Annotated in this window: 18 protein-coding genes and 1 pseudogene; 11 read left to right on the forward strand and 8 right to left on the reverse strand. The window is 39.3% G+C overall.

What is annotated here, in order from left to right; translation table 11 throughout:
• Nucleotides 1-234 precede the first annotated feature (234 nt).
• The gene (locus tag NON16_RS08905) at nucleotides 235-1,350 is read left to right on the forward strand and encodes an IS4 family transposase (protein ID WP_257348525.1); all 1,116 of its coding nucleotides are present in this window, start codon (nucleotides 235-237) and stop codon (nucleotides 1,348-1,350) included.
• Between the two features lie 159 nt (nucleotides 1,351-1,509).
• Here NON16_RS08905 and NON16_RS08910 read toward each other — a convergent pair whose 3' ends face one another.
• On the reverse strand, nucleotides 1,510-2,826 hold the full coding sequence (locus NON16_RS08910) for a short-chain fatty acid transporter (RefSeq protein ID WP_257348526.1): 1,317 nt from the start codon (nucleotides 2,824-2,826) through the stop codon (nucleotides 1,510-1,512).
• A gap of 139 nt (nucleotides 2,827-2,965) precedes the next feature.
• Between NON16_RS08910 and NON16_RS08915 the strand changes: the two genes are divergently transcribed.
• Entirely contained in the window at nucleotides 2,966-3,250 is a 285-nt protein-coding gene (locus NON16_RS08915) for a transporter suffix domain-containing protein (protein ID WP_257348527.1), read from the forward strand.
• Between the two features lie 454 nt (nucleotides 3,251-3,704).
• Nucleotides 3,705-3,899, forward strand: a complete 195-nt coding sequence (locus tag NON16_RS08925; RefSeq protein ID WP_257348528.1) for a hypothetical protein — start codon at nucleotides 3,705-3,707, stop codon at nucleotides 3,897-3,899.
• A 545-nt stretch (nucleotides 3,900-4,444) separates the two neighbouring features.
• On the opposite strand, the gene NON16_RS08930 is transcribed toward NON16_RS08925, so the two are convergent.
• Nucleotides 4,445-5,071 (reverse strand): spore coat protein, encoded by a 627-nt coding sequence (locus NON16_RS08930; RefSeq protein ID WP_257348529.1) that lies wholly within the window; start codon nucleotides 5,069-5,071, stop codon nucleotides 4,445-4,447.
• 289 nt (nucleotides 5,072-5,360) lie between these two features.
• Between NON16_RS08930 and pyrH the strand changes: the two genes are divergently transcribed.
• Nucleotides 5,361-6,098 carry a UMP kinase gene (gene pyrH, locus NON16_RS08935; protein WP_257348530.1) on the forward strand — a complete coding sequence of 246 codons (738 nt, stop codon included), beginning with the start codon at nucleotides 5,361-5,363 and terminating at the stop codon, nucleotides 6,096-6,098.
• 376 nt (nucleotides 6,099-6,474) lie between these two features.
• On the opposite strand, the gene NON16_RS08940 is transcribed toward pyrH, so the two are convergent.
• Complete coding sequence (locus tag NON16_RS08940) at nucleotides 6,475-6,657, reverse strand: YjzC family protein (protein WP_257348532.1); 183 nt, start codon at nucleotides 6,655-6,657, stop codon at nucleotides 6,475-6,477.
• Between the two features lie 409 nt (nucleotides 6,658-7,066).
• On the opposite strand from NON16_RS08940, the gene bluB reads away from it, so the two are divergent.
• Complete coding sequence (bluB, locus tag NON16_RS08945) at nucleotides 7,067-7,708, forward strand: 5,6-dimethylbenzimidazole synthase (RefSeq protein WP_257348533.1); 642 nt, start codon at nucleotides 7,067-7,069, stop codon at nucleotides 7,706-7,708.
• Nucleotides 7,709-7,817: 109 nt separating this feature from the next.
• Here bluB and dsdA read toward each other — a convergent pair whose 3' ends face one another.
• A complete protein-coding gene (gene dsdA, locus NON16_RS08950) occupies nucleotides 7,818-9,167 on the reverse strand; it encodes a D-serine ammonia-lyase (RefSeq protein WP_257348534.1) in 1,350 nt (449 codons plus the stop codon).
• A 153-nt stretch (nucleotides 9,168-9,320) separates the two neighbouring features.
• A complete protein-coding gene (locus NON16_RS08955; protein ID WP_257348536.1) occupies nucleotides 9,321-9,884 on the reverse strand; it encodes a CGNR zinc finger domain-containing protein in 564 nt (187 codons plus the stop codon).
• Nucleotides 9,885-9,993: 109 nt separating this feature from the next.
• On the opposite strand from NON16_RS08955, the gene NON16_RS08960 reads away from it, so the two are divergent.
• The 6 genes and pseudogenes from NON16_RS08960 (at nucleotide 9,994) to NON16_RS08985 (ending at nucleotide 14,926) form a co-directional block, all read left to right on the forward strand.
• Complete coding sequence (locus NON16_RS08960; protein WP_372508772.1) at nucleotides 9,994-11,208, forward strand: MDR family MFS transporter; 1,215 nt, start codon at nucleotides 9,994-9,996, stop codon at nucleotides 11,206-11,208.
• Nucleotides 11,205-12,186 (forward strand): annotated as a pseudogene (locus tag NON16_RS08965) (HD domain-containing protein). The gene NON16_RS08960 and the pseudogene NON16_RS08965 overlap by 4 nt, the downstream one beginning before the upstream one ends.
• A 19-nt stretch (nucleotides 12,187-12,205) precedes the next feature.
• Nucleotides 12,206-12,667 carry a helix-hairpin-helix domain-containing protein gene (locus tag NON16_RS08970; protein WP_257348538.1) on the forward strand — a complete coding sequence of 154 codons (462 nt, stop codon included), beginning with the start codon at nucleotides 12,206-12,208 and terminating at the stop codon, nucleotides 12,665-12,667.
• A gap of 94 nt (nucleotides 12,668-12,761) precedes the next feature.
• Nucleotides 12,762-13,193 (forward strand): GNAT family N-acetyltransferase, encoded by a 432-nt coding sequence (locus NON16_RS08975; protein ID WP_257348539.1) that lies wholly within the window; start codon nucleotides 12,762-12,764, stop codon nucleotides 13,191-13,193.
• A 199-nt stretch (nucleotides 13,194-13,392) separates the two neighbouring features.
• Nucleotides 13,393-13,659: a CD3324 family protein gene (locus tag NON16_RS08980; protein ID WP_257348540.1), complete on the forward strand. Its 267-nt coding sequence runs from the start codon at nucleotides 13,393-13,395 to the stop codon at nucleotides 13,657-13,659.
• Between the two features lie 238 nt (nucleotides 13,660-13,897).
• On the forward strand, nucleotides 13,898-14,926 hold the full coding sequence (locus NON16_RS08985) for a serine hydrolase domain-containing protein (RefSeq protein ID WP_257348541.1): 1,029 nt from the start codon (nucleotides 13,898-13,900) through the stop codon (nucleotides 14,924-14,926).
• Nucleotides 14,927-15,120: 194 nt separating this feature from the next.
• Here the strand turns inward: NON16_RS08985 and NON16_RS08990 are convergent, their stop codons facing one another.
• The 3 genes from NON16_RS08990 to NON16_RS09000 form a co-directional block, all read right to left on the reverse strand.
• Entirely contained in the window at nucleotides 15,121-15,819 is a 699-nt protein-coding gene (locus NON16_RS08990) for a Gfo/Idh/MocA family oxidoreductase (RefSeq protein ID WP_257348542.1), read from the reverse strand.
• Nucleotides 15,820-15,878: 59 nt separating this feature from the next.
• Nucleotides 15,879-17,108, reverse strand: a complete 1,230-nt coding sequence (locus NON16_RS08995; RefSeq protein ID WP_257348543.1) for a CynX/NimT family MFS transporter — start codon at nucleotides 17,106-17,108, stop codon at nucleotides 15,879-15,881.
• Nucleotides 17,109-17,275: 167 nt separating this feature from the next.
• Nucleotides 17,276-17,788 (reverse strand): GrpB family protein, encoded by a 513-nt coding sequence (locus NON16_RS09000; RefSeq protein ID WP_257348544.1) that lies wholly within the window; start codon nucleotides 17,786-17,788, stop codon nucleotides 17,276-17,278.
• Nucleotides 17,789-18,075: the final 287 nt, after the last annotated feature.

An 18,075-nucleotide genomic window follows, 5' to 3' on the forward strand; every position in this document is an offset into this window, starting at 1 on the left:
TGATAAATAGGATCTGAATAGTCCTTTTGTGGCCCCCTTTTCCAAATAATTAAAATCAAACAACTAAATTAACCTGATTTTATATAAGAAAAGACACTAGTGTTGCATTAAACAAAACTTAATTATAAAAATACTCAAAATCTTCAATTATTTAATTTTGTGCAAAGAAAAAGTCCTTTATAATGGAAAAGTCAGGTGCTAACCCGTCCAAATCCACTAAAAAGGACCAATCTCATGGACAAGATTACACCAAAAACTTCATTTGGACAATGGTTTTCACCGATAAATCTTCAATTATTTGAAGAGAACGTGAAAACGATGAAATTAGATCATTATACGAAAAAACTTACGACGGATTCATTTTTAAAGTTACTGCTTTTTGCACAGCTGCACGAAACGGAAAGTCTACACGCGTTGAGCGATTGTCTTTTCGATGACCAGCTACAAATCGGTACGAACCTAGATTCAATTAGTGTTTCACAGCTGTCACGACGACTCAATACGATCAATCCAGAGATCTTTCAACGGTTATTTCTAGATTTAGTCGTTCAAATTCAGAGGAAAACGAACCATGCAAAAATCACCATGCCTTTAAAGATCATTGATTCGAGTACATTACCACTTAATTTAACGAATCACAAATGGGCTAAATTCCGTAAAACCAAGGCTGGCGTGAAGTTACATTTACGCCTTGTGTTCATGGAAAAAGGCGTATCGTATCCTGAAAAAGCTGTCCTTACCAATGCGAAAGAACATGATCGCAGTCAGCTTGAAGTCATGGTAGACGATAAAGAATGCATGTACGTCTTTGACCGTGGCTACCTGGATTATGAACGTTTCGATCGCATGACAGATGAGGGCTACTTTTTCCTATCAAGACTGCGTAAAAACGCAGTCATTCGCGAAATAGAAGCGTTCAAACTACCAGAGGATTCCGATGTACTATCGGACCAAATGGTGTTGATTGGCACGACGCAAAATCGTGCTGAAAATAGCTTTCGCTTACTAAAAGTCATCGATTCAAAAGGGAATGAACTCCAACTCATCACCAACCGTTTCGATTTGAGTGCCGAAGAAATCTCAGAGATGTACAAATCACGCTGGGCGATTGAACTATTTTTCAAATGGATCAAGCAACATTTGAATATCAAAAAGTTCTATGGTCAAAGCGAATGGGCCGTTCATAATCAAGTATTCATCGCACTTATCGTGTATTGTTTGCATGTGCTCGCGCAACTTGAAACAAAAAGCAAACGCAAAACCCTACAAATTAGCCGGTTATTAAAAGCAGCACTTTGGAAACCGGCACACATCTGGATTCGAAAAATCAAAGGGAAAGTCGTACCTTAACAAAAAATCTGTCTCTGTCCCAAAATGTCTAATTGTAAATAAAAACCAAATGGATGGGCCACCTTTATTAGAGCGTTTACCTTTTTGGCTCTGAACCATGAAAGTAAATAGATTGAATCTTCCGATATTATTTATGCAACACTAGTGAAGAAAAGACCATTAATATAAGAAGTAAATAAGTACGCTAGTGATTGCACCGACCCAAAGGCTTAAGATAATGCAGTAACCCATAATGTCCCGAATGTGAAGACCGACCACGCTAAGAATCGGTAATGCCCAGAATGGTTGAATCAGGTTCGTCCAAGCATCTCCCCAACCAACTGCCATTGCAATTTCACCAGGGTTGACACCTAACTCCATACCTGCAGGAACTTGAAGCGGTCCTTGTAAAGCCCATTGTCCTCCGCCAGATGGTGCCAAAATGTTGACGAGGCCGGCTGACCAATAAGTAAAGACATTGAATGTTTCAGTCGTGGCAACTGAGGACATCCAGTTGATAATCGACGCCCCCATCCCAGAGGCTCCTAAGACTGCAATGATTCCCGCATAAAAAGGGAATTGCAGGATAATCGGCGAAATGGATGTTGCTGATTTTTTAAAAGCTGAAGCAAACTGTCCAAGTGAACGGTGAAAGAAAAGACCGGCAGAGAGAAATAGCAGGTTGATAATATTCAGGTCGAGATCGCGTCCATGTGCAAATTCATAGACTACATAAATAAGTCCGATGGTCCCAATTAGAACTCCAACTATATGAGAATACTCTAATTTTAACGCAGGAGTATCTAGTAAAGGCCTTTTAAAATCCTCGTCAGTCTGTTCGTCACTGTTATGTTGATAACTGACAATGTTCTTATTCGGTGCCATTAAAAGCAAGAAGATAGGTATCGTCAGTAATAGTGCGAAAAAGATCGTGATGGTTGCAGGATGAAAAATCGTATCAGAGGTTGGTATAACACCCATGACGTCAGCAAGAAAATGATCTTTTGTCGCGATGGTTAAACCGATAGAGCTCGATAATCCTGCCGTATATAACACAGTTGGAGAATAGGCAGCAGCAACGAGCAATGGAAAGTGGACATTTTTGTTTCGTCGACCAATTTCCCGAGCAACAATCGCACCGACAATCACTGCAAGCCCCCAGTTGATATAGTAAGCAATGGATGAAACGAAGAAAGTTAATACATACGCTTTCGTAGGGGAATTGCCAAATGATGCAACTTTCAACAAGAAATTTTTTATAAATGGAACAGCCGCAAGTACCATACCAGTCATCAGTAAAAGCACCATTTGCATTGTAAAAGCAAGGTACGTCCAAAACCCATCTCCATAGGCTTTCACGATTTTACCTGGCTCATCTAGGTTCATTAGAATTGCTACAACTAACACAAAAATAGTCATCAAGACTGCAATTACAAACGCATCCGGGAGATAACGACGAACACCATTAGACACATGATCCGCAGCTTTCGAGAGCATCCTACCCCTCCTATAGAACAGTTTGTACATTTTATGATTGGACAGCTTTCTTTAGAATGGTGGGGGAGGGCATATTTAAAACTATATATCCGGATAAAGACACACCTGTTATAATAGGAAGAAAAAGGTTCGGGTGCTAATGGATGAACAGAATACAACAGAAGAGACGGTAGTAACAGAGAAGCCAAAGAGTAGGAAACTAGGAATCGGTCTTCTTATTTTTTCTTTGGTAGCATGGGGATTGATCTTGGCTGTACCATTTCTGCCAGTTGAGGTGAAAACCAAAATCATTATCTCATCAGGACTTGCGGTCATAGCAGAGATAGCGTTCTGGATCGGTGGCATTTTACTTGGAAAAGAGGTCGTACGCCGTTATCGAAAACAGCTCAATCCACGAAACTGGTTTAAAAATAAAGAGCAATAAAAATAAAATGAACCCCTACCAGTCTTTAGGATGAGGGGTTTGTTTTGTTCTTGCGATTTTTTTCTTTATCATCACCTTGATCGTCCTCTCCCTCCCGTACCTCTTGTTCCTCATGGAATTCAACATCCGTTTGTCCAGTTATATGATCGAAAGGGGTAGTTTCTTTTGGATCAAAGCCTTGTACATTAAGATTCCAAGCAGAATCACGATAAGAACAGAAAAAAAGAAATGGGAAGAAGAAAATCAATATCTTTTAAAAGTTTTTAATCAATTTCTTAATAAATCAATTAATAAAGGTAAAAAATAATGGGGTAAAACATACCGATCACTCCCATTTCTCGAGCTTTTTTTTCTGGGAATACCCTTTTAAAAAGTGGAAACGATTCACTAACATGAATTCATCTTTAATATCAAAAATTAAACAAGACTTCAATTCAATAAGGTGGTGAGAGTGATGCAACAAAAACAACAAATGTGGTTACCATTAGTCGCGTCTGCAGGAATTGGTGTTGCTGCTTACTATAGCATGACAAAAGGGCAAGGTACGGGAAAAACGATTCAACAATTTGTTCCGCTTGTAGCTGGAATGGGTGGTCAAGGTCAACAAATGCAGCAAAACGTGCAGCCACAGCATACTCAATATCAATAACCGATTCAAATTGAGGTCTATAATAAATACAAGAGGGCGTCTATTCAGATGCCCTCATAAACATTCTTTAAAATGCGTGTACAAAAAGGAGGATAAAAAGAGCCGTCTTATATGAAGTTCAACTAAATTCGTAACGTCCTGTTACAACGTTGAACTGACTCACATCGTGTGAGCCCGAGGCACGACAGTCTCGAGGACCGGAACGACTAGTGGTACTTGCATGTTTACTACGAGTTGTACCGAGGAAGCTTTCATCGTAGAATACACTTGTAGACGCAGGTACATATGGAACTTCGATTAATTACTTCACGTCCTGTGAAAAACGTCGAAGTCAGCCCGTCCTGTGCAAGTCCGGAGAGACCGAGTACCAGAGTAATCACCTGGTGTCGCCTCGCACGCAGGAAAAGTATATTTCTTTTCCAAGGAACGAAAAAATACGACAGCTATTATAGGAAATTCGACTAAACCCACCACGTCCTGTGGTAACGTCGAACTGACTAACCTCCTGTTAGCCTCCGGGCTTTTTGAACTACCTCTTTAACGCATTATTGATATAATTGGTCACTTTCCCCATTGATCGGATTGTCATACTTAGTTACGTATTGCTGAATCTGATCTTGATTTTCTGGTATTACTTGATAGGTTGCCCCAATTTTACTGACCATTGCGGAGTCAGCTGGTTCCAATGGGTAATAGCCTTTCTGAACCATATATTGCCACATATCATAGGCATGCGAACAGCTCATCATGAAAGCTGTCTGCAAAAAGGAACGAATTTCGGGATTTGCCATTTCCATAGCTGCCCATGCATATTCCCGTCCAGCCCGTTTTAAAGTGAGTAAATAAGATGTTGCCATTTCTTGATCATTGAAATTGTCAACCATAGTACGAGGTTGAGTAGAAGGATATTGGGCGACTGGGGATTTTGTGAAATCACTAAGCTTTCCATCTTCCTTGAACAAAGGAAGTTCGGTCTTTGCTCCTTCTACTTGGTTAAGGAATTCAACTTTCATATTATAATCACGGACATGAAAGGGAAAATGTCGCTCGAGTGTACTTTTAAATTCTGGATCCTGAACGTGCTCCAACATATACGCCATGTTGGTCACCGAATTTACGCAACTCATCGCTAATTCATTTAAATCATGGAGTTCATGTGCAGCCAATTTCATAACGATAACCTCCCATTATTATTGTAAATAGTCATCTTGTTTATCATCTACTTTCTATGTAAAAAAATACAATGGATTTTAATTGTTGACCGGATTGTATTTTTTATATAAACTATTCTGAGGATTATTAATATTGAATAGGAAAGAGAGGGGAAAAATATGAGGTTAGTTAATCGTACGTCAAAACATTTCATGAACCACTCATATTTCTTCCCAATTTCTTTTACAAGGACTAAGGATATTTTATCTTTAGTTCTTTTTTTATGACTTTATACAGGGGGAGATAATTATGACTCATTACAAACGGGTTTTGATTAAACTTAGCGGAGGTGCTCTAGGCGGTATAGATGGAAGTAATTTTGGTACCGATAATCTAGAGCACATTGCGAATGAAATTTTAACGATTGTTGATTCGGGAATAGAGGTCTCTCTGGTAGTAGGTGGTGGAAATATTTTTAGAGGGAACCTTGCGGCTACGTGGGGTATTGACAGAGTGGAAGCCGACAACATTGGTACGTTGGGGACAATTATCAATAGCCTCATGTTAAGGGGTGTTTTGAAAAGTAAAACAGATAAAGAAGTACGCGTTATGTCAGCTATTCCAGTGTCAGCTGTAGCAGAACCTTATATTCAATTACGTGCTGTGCATCATCTGGAAAAAGGCTACATTGTTATTTTCGGGGGCGGAAATGGGCAGCCATTTGTAACGACTGATTATCCAAGTGTCCAACGTGCAATTGAAACGAACAGTGATGCTATCCTAGTTGCTAAACAGGGCGTAGATGGAGTTTTCACAAGTGATCCCAAACTTGATAAAGAAGCAAAAATGTATAGTAACTTGAATTACAACGATGTCGTAACGAACAATATTAAAGTGATGGATCAATCAGCTTTACTGCTGGCTCGTGATTATAAATTACCCGTCCATATATTTAATTTTGACAAGCAAGGAGTAATGAAGAAAATTTGTATGGGTGAGCACACCGGAACGTTAATTAATAATGAAGAAACTATAAGAAAGGCTTAATGCTGTTGTCGATGTTTGTTAAGGGGAATTTTCCAAACGTAACTAAGGTCGTTCTTGCGGTAAATAAAAAGAACCAAGCGGCCTACCAGCTATACAAAAAAGCGGGTTTTAAGGATGAAGGCAAAACTAAAATGGGGAAAATAGGAGAACAACATATTCTTGAGTTACCTATTAAATCCTAATTGGATTCCTTAGAGAAGCGTTTTGTATTTAGCAGAAGATAAACTTTAATTGACTTATGTTTTTCAAGGCTGAGGTTGAGATGAAAGAAAGGTGATATCGATAAGTGATTTAAAAACTTGCTATACGAACTCGCTTCCAATACGTTAAAAAGCCCCCTTGAAGATAAAGACTTCAAGAGGGCTATACTACAGTTTTAAGATACTTTTACCCAATTAGCTGCTTCATTACTTGATGGAGAAGGGGGAAATTGTTCGCCTTCTTCCATTTTCACTTCAGTATTCTCTTGTTTGGAAGAGTTTTCGTTAACCAGACTATCTACCTTGTAGGTTCCACTTTCTTGTGCCTTCTCGCCTGTTTTGTACGTTTTGTTTGCCATTCCTACTTCACCTCCAAGAATATTTAGAAAAGCTAGTTCGTGGCCACCATATCTTTTCTATATTATTTGAATTACCCGGGCTACAGTCTACTAAACGTCTAAATTGATATTTTTTATAATACGTTAAGAAAGTATAAAAATACTTTCTATAGTATAAGTGCAACTAAGGCGATCGCCAGCGCTAAGGCTTGGCGCTAGCCAAGTTTTCTTTATATAATAATTCTGAAATACTTTAACCTTGTTTCTAGAGATAATGTTCGTTCTAGTCTATGATGGAGTAAAGTGAATATTTTAATGGATAGCACATCATGAATTAGATAGGTAAGTTTAATAAAGAAAAATCTTAATCAACACATTTCTTCTTTATGTACAACTATAAGTAAAAATAGATCGGCGGTGTTGTTTCCCTATGTTTTCTAATGAAGAAAGAGAAGCAATTTATAAAGTTATTTCAACTAGAAGGGACATAAGAAGCTTTTTACCTGACCCAGTACCAAAAGATGCAGTAGATCGCGTATTAGAAGCTGCTCATAATGCGCCATCAGTCGGGTTCATGCAACCATGGAATTTTATTTTAGTTGAATCTGATGAAATAAAGGAACAATTAGCTTGGGCAGCTGAAAAGGAACGAAGAGCACTCGCTATACATTATGAAGATGACGATCGATCAACAAAGTTTTTGAACCTTAAAGTTGAAGGAATAAAAGAAGCTCCTTTAACAATCTGTGTAACATGTGATCCATCAAGAGGGGGATCACATGTACTGGGACGTAACTCGATTCCAGAAACAGATATCATGTCAACAGCTTGTGCAATTCAGAACATGTGGTTGGCATCATGTGCTGAAGGATTAGCTATGGGGTGGGTTAGTTTTTATAAAAAGTCTGATGTTCAGGACATTTTAGAAATACCTCTTCATATCGATCCAGTTGCGCTAATTTCAATTGGATACACAGATACTTATCCTAAAGCCCCAATTTTAGAAACTGCAAAATGGGAAAAAAGGCAATCATTAAAGAAATTAAGATATAACAACAAGTGGGGAGAATAGCGGCTGGCATTAAAAAACCTCCTACAAATAAGGAGGTTTTGTTAATATGGATGAATTTGTGAAGCATCATCCTTTAAAATGCAATGAGTAACCTGTTCGGCCGCCGTGGTTATTGATCTAAAAGGTTCTGCCCTTTTTGGTAAAATTGGTTCATATCACTTTGCGGTACCAGTGACCCTCCCGTTGACCAGACAATATGGGTGGATTGATCCATATTGTCGACTAAATTCTGTTCCTTCAGATAATCTGATTGGTTTAGCTTCACAGGGCCTAATAATCCAGAAGTGGCCGAGGGTTCAACTTGAATGTTTTCTGAATTTGTCAGTAAAGTGAGGAGTTTAAATAATTCATCATCCTCAATGGTGTAGATCCCACTAATCAAATGCTGGGAAATATTTGTTGCAAAATTGGAGGGACGCCCGACGGCTAAACCATCAGCTTCCGTTTTGTTGTCAATTCCAAAGTCCTGAACAGCTACCTTGTCGTGCTCGCCTGTCAGCAAACCAATTAAAACGGATGGCGAGTGGGTTGGTTCTACAAAAAAGCAGTGGACGTTATCATTGAAGATATGCTTGAGCCCAAATGTAATGCCGCCAGGTGAGCCACCAACACCGCATGGCAGGTATACAAACAACGGATGATCCTTATCAACGACAACCCCATCTTCGTCCAATTGGTTTTTCAATCTCAATGCCGCGACGCTGTACCCTAAAAACAAGTCTTTAGAACTTTCATCATCAACAAAATACCCTTTAGGATCTTCAATTGTTAATTGACGGCCCTCTGAAATGGCTTCGCTGAAATCACCTTTATATTCAAACACATTGACACCTTTGCTTCTAAGCAGGTCTTTTTTCCATTGCTTGGCGTCAGCCGACATGTGCACACTTACAGAAAAGCCGAGCTTGGCGCTGATCGTACCAATACTTAATGCCAGGTTTCCTGTTGATCCAACACCGATGGAATATTGACTGAAAAATTCTCTGAATCCAGGTTCTGCAAATTTTTTGTAATCATCGTCTTCAGTCAATAAACCCTTCTTCATAGCCAAAGTTTCCGCATATTTTAATACTTCATAAATGCCGCCCCGCGCTTTGATAGAACCGGTTATGGGCAGATCATTATCGCATTTTAAATAAAGATCGCCGCTAAAGTTTTTACTGTAATGTCCTTCGATCGCAGAAGCCATATCCGGAATTTTTCTCAGGGGAGACTCAATGATGCCGTCCGTTCCTTGTGTTTCCGGAAAGGTGATTGCCAAAAATGGGGAAAATCGCTCCCAACGGTCAGCAGCATTCAGGATATCCTTCCAAGAAATTGATAAAGGCGGAAGATCATTAAATCGCTTTTGTTCTGGATTAACCCAGAAAACAGGTTCAAAATTCATTAATTGATTCAAGAGAGGAAATTTTGTTGTCCATTCCGCAAGTGGTTTTCCTAATATGTGTGGTTCAGTCATTATATTCCTCCTAAACTCCGTAGTTCCACATGGCATTATTCCCTATACACAACTTTTAAATACAACCTTTGATGTTAAATTAAAAATAGTCACTCGAAGTAGAACTTTTAAAAGAGACATGATATAAGCAAGAGCCCGTCTCTTTTGAATATTTCAAGTCGTTTTACCTTTCTGCTTTTCCCGCCAACGATTCACCTTCGCGATCGTCCCGCATGCTCTTCCATCCTTACTCTTTGCGTACATACCGCACCAGACTTTACTCTTGTTTCTGGAGTGGTCATAAAATACCCACTGACAATCTGGGCAAGCCTTCAGCCTCTCCCAGCTTCCTTCCACTACAGAATCCAAAGCCATAACCAAGATCAGGCTGCAGAATGAGTTGTTGGATTTATAGCTGACTTTTGGTGTGCCTTTTTCTCCCGATGTAGAGAGTTCAATTCGAAAGGGATACGTATCGAGCCACTTGTTGATTTTATGCATATCCTTTGTTGTTATCGATTCCCTTAGATCAGAACGTAAACGAGTAACCTGTTCCAAGTCTTCAATTTCTGTAATTTTATATCCGGCCATAAACTTTTGAGTAAAGGCGATTAGATCAGACTTTGCTGTTAGATGATCGGTTTCTTTTCGTGTGGAGTTCGGAATTTGCCAGGTGTTCAGAAAGCCTCGTACAATCTCAAGATTCCCTGGTGCTGGGGGATTCGTTTCAGTACTCATAACTACCACTCCTTGTAGCTTGCTAATCGGTATGTATCCTGCTAAGATTATATCACAACATTAGTAACCATTAAAATAAATAGATGGTTACACAGAAAGGGTGATTCTTTTGGTTCGCGATCCAATACCATTTCCGTTCTTTGCAAAGCTACTTGTTGCGGCTACATTTTTCATTAATTTTGGCCGATTTTTGGTGTTTACGTTTTTAACGGTGTATTTGACACATACTTTGGATTTTGAGCCTTGGCAAACAGGTACGATCCTGACTATCGCTTTGCTCGTAAACCAAATCCTCCCGCTTATTTCAGGCGTCGTTGGAGACCGGATTGGATATAGCACAATGCTTGTATTAGGCTGTATATCTAGCTCAGTAGGATTTTTCTGTGTTTATTCTTTTGCTTCGTTCCAAGAAATGATTGGTGCAGCCATTTTGATCGGGGGAGGAGCGGCACTTTATGAGCCATCTATCAAATCGATATTTGGAAATCTCCAGGATGAATCTCGGAAAAAAGCCTTTACATATTTTAACCAAGCGCTGAATGCAGGAGCTGTTCTTGGTGCATTGGCAGGTGGGCTTTCGGTTCAATATTCCGCCTCATTGCCGATGCTGTTCGGCACCATACTTTTTACCGTCGTATCGATTGTGTTACTGTTTCTTATAAGAAAGTTCCCGAAAGGAAAACATTCATCAAGCTTCCGAGATAGCTATCGAAATGTATTGAAACATAAAGAATTCCGATTATTCTCCATTGCAATGATTTTCTTTTGGATAATGTACGCACAGCTCACAGTTTCCTTGCCATTAGAGATGTATCGGGTTAGCGAAAGCTCTGAGCTCGTCAGCGGCGTCATCATTTCAAACGGACTTTTCGCCTTTGTCCTCATGTTCTTTCTGAGACGCTTATTTAACAAAGGGAAATCGAATCAGCTTGTTAAATATGGAATGCTCATAATGGGGAGCGGGCTGATTTTGATCGCCTTCAATTCATCTGTTTTTTGGGTGATTTTCTGTGTACTGGTATTTACAATAGGGGAAACGCTAGGCTTGCCAGGGGCGGACCTTGCCATTGCGGAATACAGTTCCTACGAAGATGTCGGAGCATTTTATGGTGTTTTTGGAATCTCGTTTGCAATCGGCGGCACGCTAGGGAACTATCTTGGGACCTGGCTAATGGGTCAATATGGCGGATCCTATCTCCCTTGGTTGATTTATGGATTAATGGGGGCAGTGGGATTCGGACTAATGAAAACTCTCGAGAAAAAAGTAAAATGCAATCAATCGTATGTCAAAATAATAGACATTAAAAAGGAGGATCTGACTTGATCGTTTCAGATATTATTTATGGAGATTATAATGTGGATCACGTTCTGGCAGAGCTGATCATGAGTAAGCCTGTACAGAAGCTGAAAGGAATACACCAAGGTGGAGCGAGCTATTTAGTCAATGAGGAATGGAACGTGACAAGGTATGAACATTCGGTTGGTGTCATGCTGCTGATTAAGAAACTTGGCGGGTCAATTGAGGAACAGATTGCAGGATTACTTCACGACGTTTCGCACACTGCGTTCTCCCATGTCATTGATTTTGTTTTGGAAAATAAAGAGGAAGACTATCACGAGAAAATCTATCAAAAAGTCATAATAGATTCAGAGATACCCTGTATTCTAAAAAAACATGGCTACGACTATAAGGATATCCTTTTTAATGAATCAAAATGGACACTTCTGGAGCAACCAGCACCGGAGTTATGTGCAGACCGAGTTGATTATACGTTGCGCTGACATGCATACATACGACCAGATCACAAAAGAGGAAGTCGGAAACTTCCTAGAGGATTTAACCGTTATTAATGGAAAGATGTATATGGGAAGTATTGAAACAGCAGAGTGGTTCGTCGAAACGTACTATAAAGAGGTCATCGATTTCTTCATAGCCCCACTGAACATTTATGGATACGATATGCTGGCGAAAACATTAAAGCTTGCGATAGATAAACAAATCATTAATCTCACTGACTTACTTGGCGATGATGAACAAGTAATTTCCATTCTTAAAGGTTCTGGCGATAATGAGATTGTAGACCTGTTAAACAAAATCCATCCAAACGTGAAAGTGAAAGAAGACAACGATCAATTTGATATACACCGTAAAAACAAAATACGCTTAATCGATCCATCCATTCTTTATAAAAGTGAGTTGGTCAAAACATCGATGGTATCAGAAAAGGTAAAAAGGATGGGTGAAGCTGCTTATCAAAAATCAAATAAGGGAACATTTGTGAAAGTCATTTCGAACATGTAGGATTGCGAGGTTGAGTTGAATGAAAAACATATCTCCAAAACTTCCTTTAACAACAGAGGAACGAACGAATCTACGAAAAAATAAAGTAAAATTAAGGGAAATTGCTCAAATGGATCTAGTACAATTGTCCGAAATTCTAAAAACCACTTATGAACGGGCAAAATACTTGCGCGGTCTAGCTCAATTCCAGTCGGTGCCTTCAATCGGCCCAAAAATCGCTGAACATGTCGTCGGTTTAGGCTTTTATTCACTTGATGAAATAAAAAACGAAGAAGCTGACTTAGTTAACCGCTTTGAACAGCAAAAAGGATTCTGGACAGATCCATGTGTAGAAGATTCATTCCGGTGTATTGTTTATTACGCTAACCATCCGGATAGTGATAAAAGCTGGTTTGACTTTACATCCGAGAGAAAAAGGTATAGGGAACAACATGGATACCCAGCAACAAGACCTGCGACCCCTTGGTATATAGAATCATAAACAAGAATCAAATCAAGATCACTAAACTGATCCATAGTAGACCTAAATTAGATAAAGAAAAGCTTGCTGTTGCGCTGCGTAGGAGGGAAAAGAAATGGGAATAAAATTAGTAACTAAAAATGAACTCAAATGGGTAAATGAACAATATGCTACAATAGGGTTTGTTCTAAGTAATTTGGAGCGGGATAAAGTAGCGATTGTAACATATGAGGGCGAATATGCTGGGGTAGGACGAATAGTTAAGATTGATGAGAATAATATTGAAATAGGTGGTATTTACGTCTTACCAGCTTTTCGAGGAAAAAATTTAGCTTATGATGTAGTAAATTTTTTAGTCGAAGAAACTAAGCAATTTAAGGAACCTAATGTTTATTGTATCCCTTTTGCTGAACTTCTAAATTTTTATAAAAAGTGTGGTTTTAAAGAAACTAACCGACAAAATGATATTATTGATGAAATAATACTTTCAAAGTACAAATGGTGCTTGAATGAATATGAAAAGAAGGTTTTATTACTTAAATTATAATATAATTAGTTAGACTTTTCAAAAAGATGGGGGTTGGAAAAGATGACATTTGCCAAATCTGTAATACCTCATGCAAAGCCTAGTATTGGAGGCGATACTTTGTATGAGGTGGTAAATAATATCGCCTAAGTAATCATTTCTGATATGTTGGCTTTGCACCTTATTTTTATTAGGAAATTTTAATAAGGGGCTGGCATAAATGAGTTATGTTAAAGCAAGTACTATATTGCCTGAAGAACTGCTTATAGAACTTCAAAAGTACGTTCAAGGTGAAACGATATATGTTCCTAAAAGCAAAAGTAATTATCAAAAATGGGGTACACGATCGGGTGGAAGACAGAAAATTGTTGATAGGAATACTCATATTAAGAACAACTTTAACAACGGTAAAACTATTGATCAATTAGCTGATGTCTATTTTCTTTCAACAGAAACCATCAAAAAAATCGTCTATTCTAAAATATAGACCATAGAGCACTGGTCATCTTAAGGTGATCAGTGTTTTCCTATACGTTAAGAAAGTATAAAAATACTTTCTATAGTATAAGCGCAACTAAGGCGATCGCCTGCGCTAAGGCTTGGCGCTAGCCAAGTTTTCTTTATGGTGATTTTGATTATCAACCATTTTTTCTATTTATAAAGAACTTGTAATCACCTAGTATTGATAGTAAATAATCTAATTGAGAAGCTAGAGGGGTGGCTGCATGCTAGAAAATAATAGTGAGATTAATAAGATTGTATCCGAGATCGATGACAAGGTAGGGTTATCAGGAGTTGTGTACATAAAAAAAGGGAATGAAGTGTTCTTTGAATCGGCTTATGGTTATTCCAACAGGGCTGAAGAGCTGCCAAACACCGTAAATACAAGGTTTGGAATTGCATCTGGTTGTAAATTGTTTACCGCCATTGGTATTTGTCAGCTGGTTGAAAAAGGGGTTCTCTCTTTTCATACTCGTATAAAAGACTGTTTAGATATAGAGTTTCCGTACTTTGACGAAACGATCACCATCCATCACCTTTTGACACACAGCTCCGGTATACCCGATTATTTTGATGAGGAGGAAATGGATGATTTTGAGGAGCTTTGGAAGGAACAACCTACGTATCTATTAAACAATTTAGAAGATTTCTTACCGATGTTCCAAAATAATCACATGAAGTTTAAACCAGGTGAAAGATTTCATTACAACAATGCGGGGTTCATCGTATTAGGATTAATTATTGAACAACAAACGGGAAAGAGTTTTACAGATTATATTGAATCGGAAGTATTTGACCGATGCGGTATGCGTGATTCAGGGTACTTTTCTTTGGATCAACTTCCGAAAAATACGGCTCAAGGATATATAGAAAATAAAGAAGATGGAACGTGGAGAACGAACGCATTTTCAATCCCAATAAAGGGCGGGGCTGATGGTGGTGCATTCATTACAGCACCAGAAATGATGAAGTTGTGGGAAGGATTGCTTGAACATAAGCTGTTAAATGAAACATATACGAATCTCCTGTTGGAACCTCATATTAATGTCAAAGGTCAAGTGTACTATGGTTATGGGATATGGATCAACAAAAAGGACGGTCACATTTTCAAGTACCATGTGATGGGCTATGACCCAGGTGTAAGCTTTCATTCATCTGTTTATCCAGAACTGGACGTAAAGCTAGTCGTGCCTTCCAATAAAGACAATGGACCATTTGAAGTGACGAAAGCAATCGAACAGCTTTTAGACTGAGTGATACAATCTCTTTTATTAGAAAAGAGTAATGGCTGATGTGATGAAACAACAGGATTATAAAAAAGTATGTTTGTAGGAGTCCTAAATGACCAGGTATACGACAAAACGAAAGGTAAGATCTGAGAAATGCCAGGGTAGTTTATGTATTCGTTTTGTGAAGATCATTAGGAAATTACTGGGGACAGCATGTATTAATTTTGATTTGTAGTCCCCTTGTTCTTCAACTCTTTTTCGATTTCTTTCCCAAAATGACCGAGATTGCCTTTGCTATAAGACCGTATGACCTCTGGGAACAGAGATGTCATCGCTCTTTTTTTATATTCTAGAGGAAAGTTATTGTTTTCAAATTCATCTTCCAAATCGATCGCAGCATTGATAGCTAAATAAGTTGCTAGCTCGTTGACTTTTCCCACAACCTCTTCACGATCCTGTTTAACCTCACCAAGTACTTGGATGTAGTTACGTATCTCCTCACGTATCGGCTGCTCAGTTATGAAAAGTCCATTTCCATGTTCAAGCAAGTCAGTGGAATGGCCCAGGAACTTCAGACCAACAATGTTCAAGTCCGTAAATTGAGCACAGACGTCTTGTGTATTTAGCGCCGTTGCCATGTTAATGAAGCAGGTATTTTGAATCGGAACCTTTTGCGCCATGCACTCAGAAAGAAAAGGAACAATCTGATTAGCTGGAAGCGCCAAGACAAATGCATGCATTTCATGTATTTCCTCTTTCTTTATGAGATAGCCGTTCGGATAGCTGATAATGAAGTTTTTAGCCTTTGAAGCGTCTGGGTGGTAAATCCCAACCGGTACGCGTTGATCGCACCAATGCTTCATCAATGCTGTCCCTAGACGCCCGATTCCAATTAAACCAATACGGATTTGTTCCATAATTATTTACCTCCCATTATGAATTCATCACAACAATACTGATGTATAAAACGAAGTCTTCATTTTGTGGTCGATCTTGTTCTTTCTGCATCCGATGTGACGTATAAATTTCTTCCAGCCCCGAGCCCGGCCAGGAACAGACAGAGGACAGATCCGATCAGCAGGATGAGCGGAAGAGTCCAAGAATGAGTAAAGTCGCGGAGGTATCCGAATAACATCGGTCCAACAGCTGCTAGTGAATATCCAAACGATTGAGCCATACCCGACAGTTCTGACACTTGTTCTGGATTTCTAGCCCTTAAGCCAATTAAGGTTAGCGCTAAACTGAAGCTGGCTCCTTGACTGAGACCGATACATATTACTGACAATGCAACCCAAGTCGTTGATTCCAGAAATAAACCTGCTAAACCGAAAATATAAAGAATCGTGATGATCACAATGAACATCCTTTGGTCCGAATAACGATCTGCAAGCATCGGAATTGTAAAAGATGCCGGGAGACCCGCAAGCTGTGCAAGCGATAGCATCCATCCAGCGGCTGTAACCGACAAGCCTCGGTCAATGAGAATTTCGGGAAGCCAAGCCACAGTAATATAGAAAGCGAGCGATGTGAACCCCAAAAACAAGGTTACTTGCCAGGCAAGCGGAGAGCGCCACAATCCACCTAACTCAATTTTTGTCCCCCCATTTTTATTCCGATATTGACGGATTTGCGGCAGCCAGAGGATGGCAGCAATTACCGCCAATGCCGCCCAAACTGCGAGTGAACCCGACCAACTCATGTTAAAACCTTTTGCAAGGGGGACACTAATTCCAGAGGCAATCGCTGCAAATACCCCCATAGCCGTCGAATATATTCCGGTCATCATTCCGACTCTTGTTGGGAACTTTTGCTTGATCAGTCCTGGCAATAACACATTACATACGGCAATCGCCAGTCCAAGAACAGCTGTCCCGATATATAACATCGCTATCGATGGGATCGAACGAATCAAGATTCCAATCGTCAATACAATTAGTCCAGAAAACATTACGAAAGTATTCCCAAACCGTCTGCCAAGTCTAGGAGCAAGAATGGACAGCACAGCAAATCCGATGAGCGGGAGTGTTGTAATGATACCGGCTTGCCCATTCGATAGATTCAGATCTGTGCGGATCTCTCCAATTAAAGGTCCCACAGATGTGATAGCCGGACGTAGATTTGCCGCTATTATAACAATACCGACTATTAATAATATGTTCGGAGTCCGAATTGAGGAGGACTGTATTTTATCGTTGTTATCTGGCATCCTTAAGCATCCCCTGTCTTTATATCATGCATCATTCGATTGTAACGACATGGTTATCTTCAGGTCAAGAATAACAACTTGAAGGAGTTTTACTATTGGAAAGTAAATGCTTAAATTGGTTTTCAGGGAAGGTGGGATTCCAGTAAAGGTAATACCTAATCATTTTATCAATCTTTATACCAATGGATTGCCTTTTTCTCTAGTTCCTTAACAAATGCATCTTTACCGTTCACATAAGATTCGATGTTATTTGGGAACTGTTTAGCTAGGTTCTCTTTTAAATCTCCATATCGTTTAGCGTCGTTAGAATGGGTTCTGAGATAGTCTCTTACTGCTAAATGACGGTTAATATCTTCCTTGTTATCCACCTGGAATATATGTACTTGATGGGTTCTATTATCTCCACCCTTTCTGAAATACCTTCTTCCTTTTATGCCGAACTCACCCAAAGGCTCGTAGCCAATTTCCGTCATTTGCTTATTTAACGAATCGATCTTTTCAATATGTTTTACGACCGGCATAATATCAATAATGGGTTTTGCTTTTAAACCTCTGACAGAAGTGCTGCCAATATGGTAAATATCAATTAATTCATTCCCAAAAATATCTTTGATACGTTGAGCTTCTTCTCTGAACATTCGCTCCCATTTCTCATTATGTTCTTTTACCTCGACTTTCATAAAATGCTCCATCTCCTTTCTTGAAAATAATAACAAATTTAGACTCGTAGTATTCCCAAGACTAACAATTGAAGGTAACTTTTTTACACGTTAAGAAAGTATAGAGCGTCCGAGCATAGGTGATATTCCATAATGGGTGGGAACCCCATCAGGTAAGAACTAGCCATTCACCTGTAGCGAGTCTTGGAGGGTTGGAGGTAACTCCTATCTTTAAGCGTAGACAGCAAGACAGTGGGCCGAAAACCAAATGGCTGAAGGGATGGAGCCCCGAAAACTTATATACGGGA

Source organism: Pseudalkalibacillus decolorationis (genome assembly GCF_024609785.1).
In the GTDB taxonomy this organism is placed as follows: domain Bacteria; phylum Bacillota; class Bacilli; order Bacillales; family Fictibacillaceae; genus Pseudalkalibacillus; species Pseudalkalibacillus decolorationis.

What these genes read in the sequence shown, in the direction of transcription:
- NON16_RS08980 (WP_257348540.1), top strand. Translation starts at nt 13,393, where the DNA reads ATGAGTTATGTTAAAGCAAGTACTATATTGCCTGAAGAACTGCTTATA.
- NON16_RS09000 (WP_257348544.1), bottom strand. Translation starts at nt 17,788, where the DNA reads ATGAAAGTCGAGGTAAAAGAACATAATGAGAAATGGGAGCGAATGTTC.
- NON16_RS08925 (WP_257348528.1), top strand. Translation starts at nt 3,705, where the DNA reads ATGCAACAAAAACAACAAATGTGGTTACCATTAGTCGCGTCTGCAGGA.
- dsdA (WP_257348534.1), bottom strand. Translation starts at nt 9,167, where the DNA reads ATGACTGAACCACACATATTAGGAAAACCACTTGCGGAATGGACAACA.
- NON16_RS08955 (WP_257348536.1), bottom strand. Translation starts at nt 9,884, where the DNA reads ATGAGTACTGAAACGAATCCCCCAGCACCAGGGAATCTTGAGATTGTA.
- NON16_RS08970 (WP_257348538.1), top strand. Translation starts at nt 12,206, where the DNA reads ATGAAAAACATATCTCCAAAACTTCCTTTAACAACAGAGGAACGAACG.
- NON16_RS08975 (WP_257348539.1), top strand. Translation starts at nt 12,762, where the DNA reads ATGGGAATAAAATTAGTAACTAAAAATGAACTCAAATGGGTAAATGAA.
- NON16_RS08905 (WP_257348525.1), top strand. Translation starts at nt 235, where the DNA reads ATGGACAAGATTACACCAAAAACTTCATTTGGACAATGGTTTTCACCG.
- NON16_RS08985 (WP_257348541.1), top strand. Translation starts at nt 13,898, where the DNA reads ATGCTAGAAAATAATAGTGAGATTAATAAGATTGTATCCGAGATCGAT.
- NON16_RS08910 (WP_257348526.1), bottom strand. Translation starts at nt 2,826, where the DNA reads ATGCTCTCGAAAGCTGCGGATCATGTGTCTAATGGTGTTCGTCGTTAT.
- NON16_RS08990 (WP_257348542.1), bottom strand. Translation starts at nt 15,819, where the DNA reads ATGGAACAAATCCGTATTGGTTTAATTGGAATCGGGCGTCTAGGGACA.
- NON16_RS08930 (WP_257348529.1), bottom strand. Translation starts at nt 5,071, where the DNA reads ATGAAATTGGCTGCACATGAACTCCATGATTTAAATGAATTAGCGATG.
- NON16_RS08915 (WP_257348527.1), top strand. Translation starts at nt 2,966, where the DNA reads ATGGATGAACAGAATACAACAGAAGAGACGGTAGTAACAGAGAAGCCA.
- pyrH (WP_257348530.1), top strand. Translation starts at nt 5,361, where the DNA reads ATGACTCATTACAAACGGGTTTTGATTAAACTTAGCGGAGGTGCTCTA.
- bluB (WP_257348533.1), top strand. Translation starts at nt 7,067, where the DNA reads ATGTTTTCTAATGAAGAAAGAGAAGCAATTTATAAAGTTATTTCAACT.
- NON16_RS08995 (WP_257348543.1), bottom strand. Translation starts at nt 17,108, where the DNA reads ATGCCAGATAACAACGATAAAATACAGTCCTCCTCAATTCGGACTCCG.
- NON16_RS08940 (WP_257348532.1), bottom strand. Translation starts at nt 6,657, where the DNA reads ATGGCAAACAAAACGTACAAAACAGGCGAGAAGGCACAAGAAAGTGGA.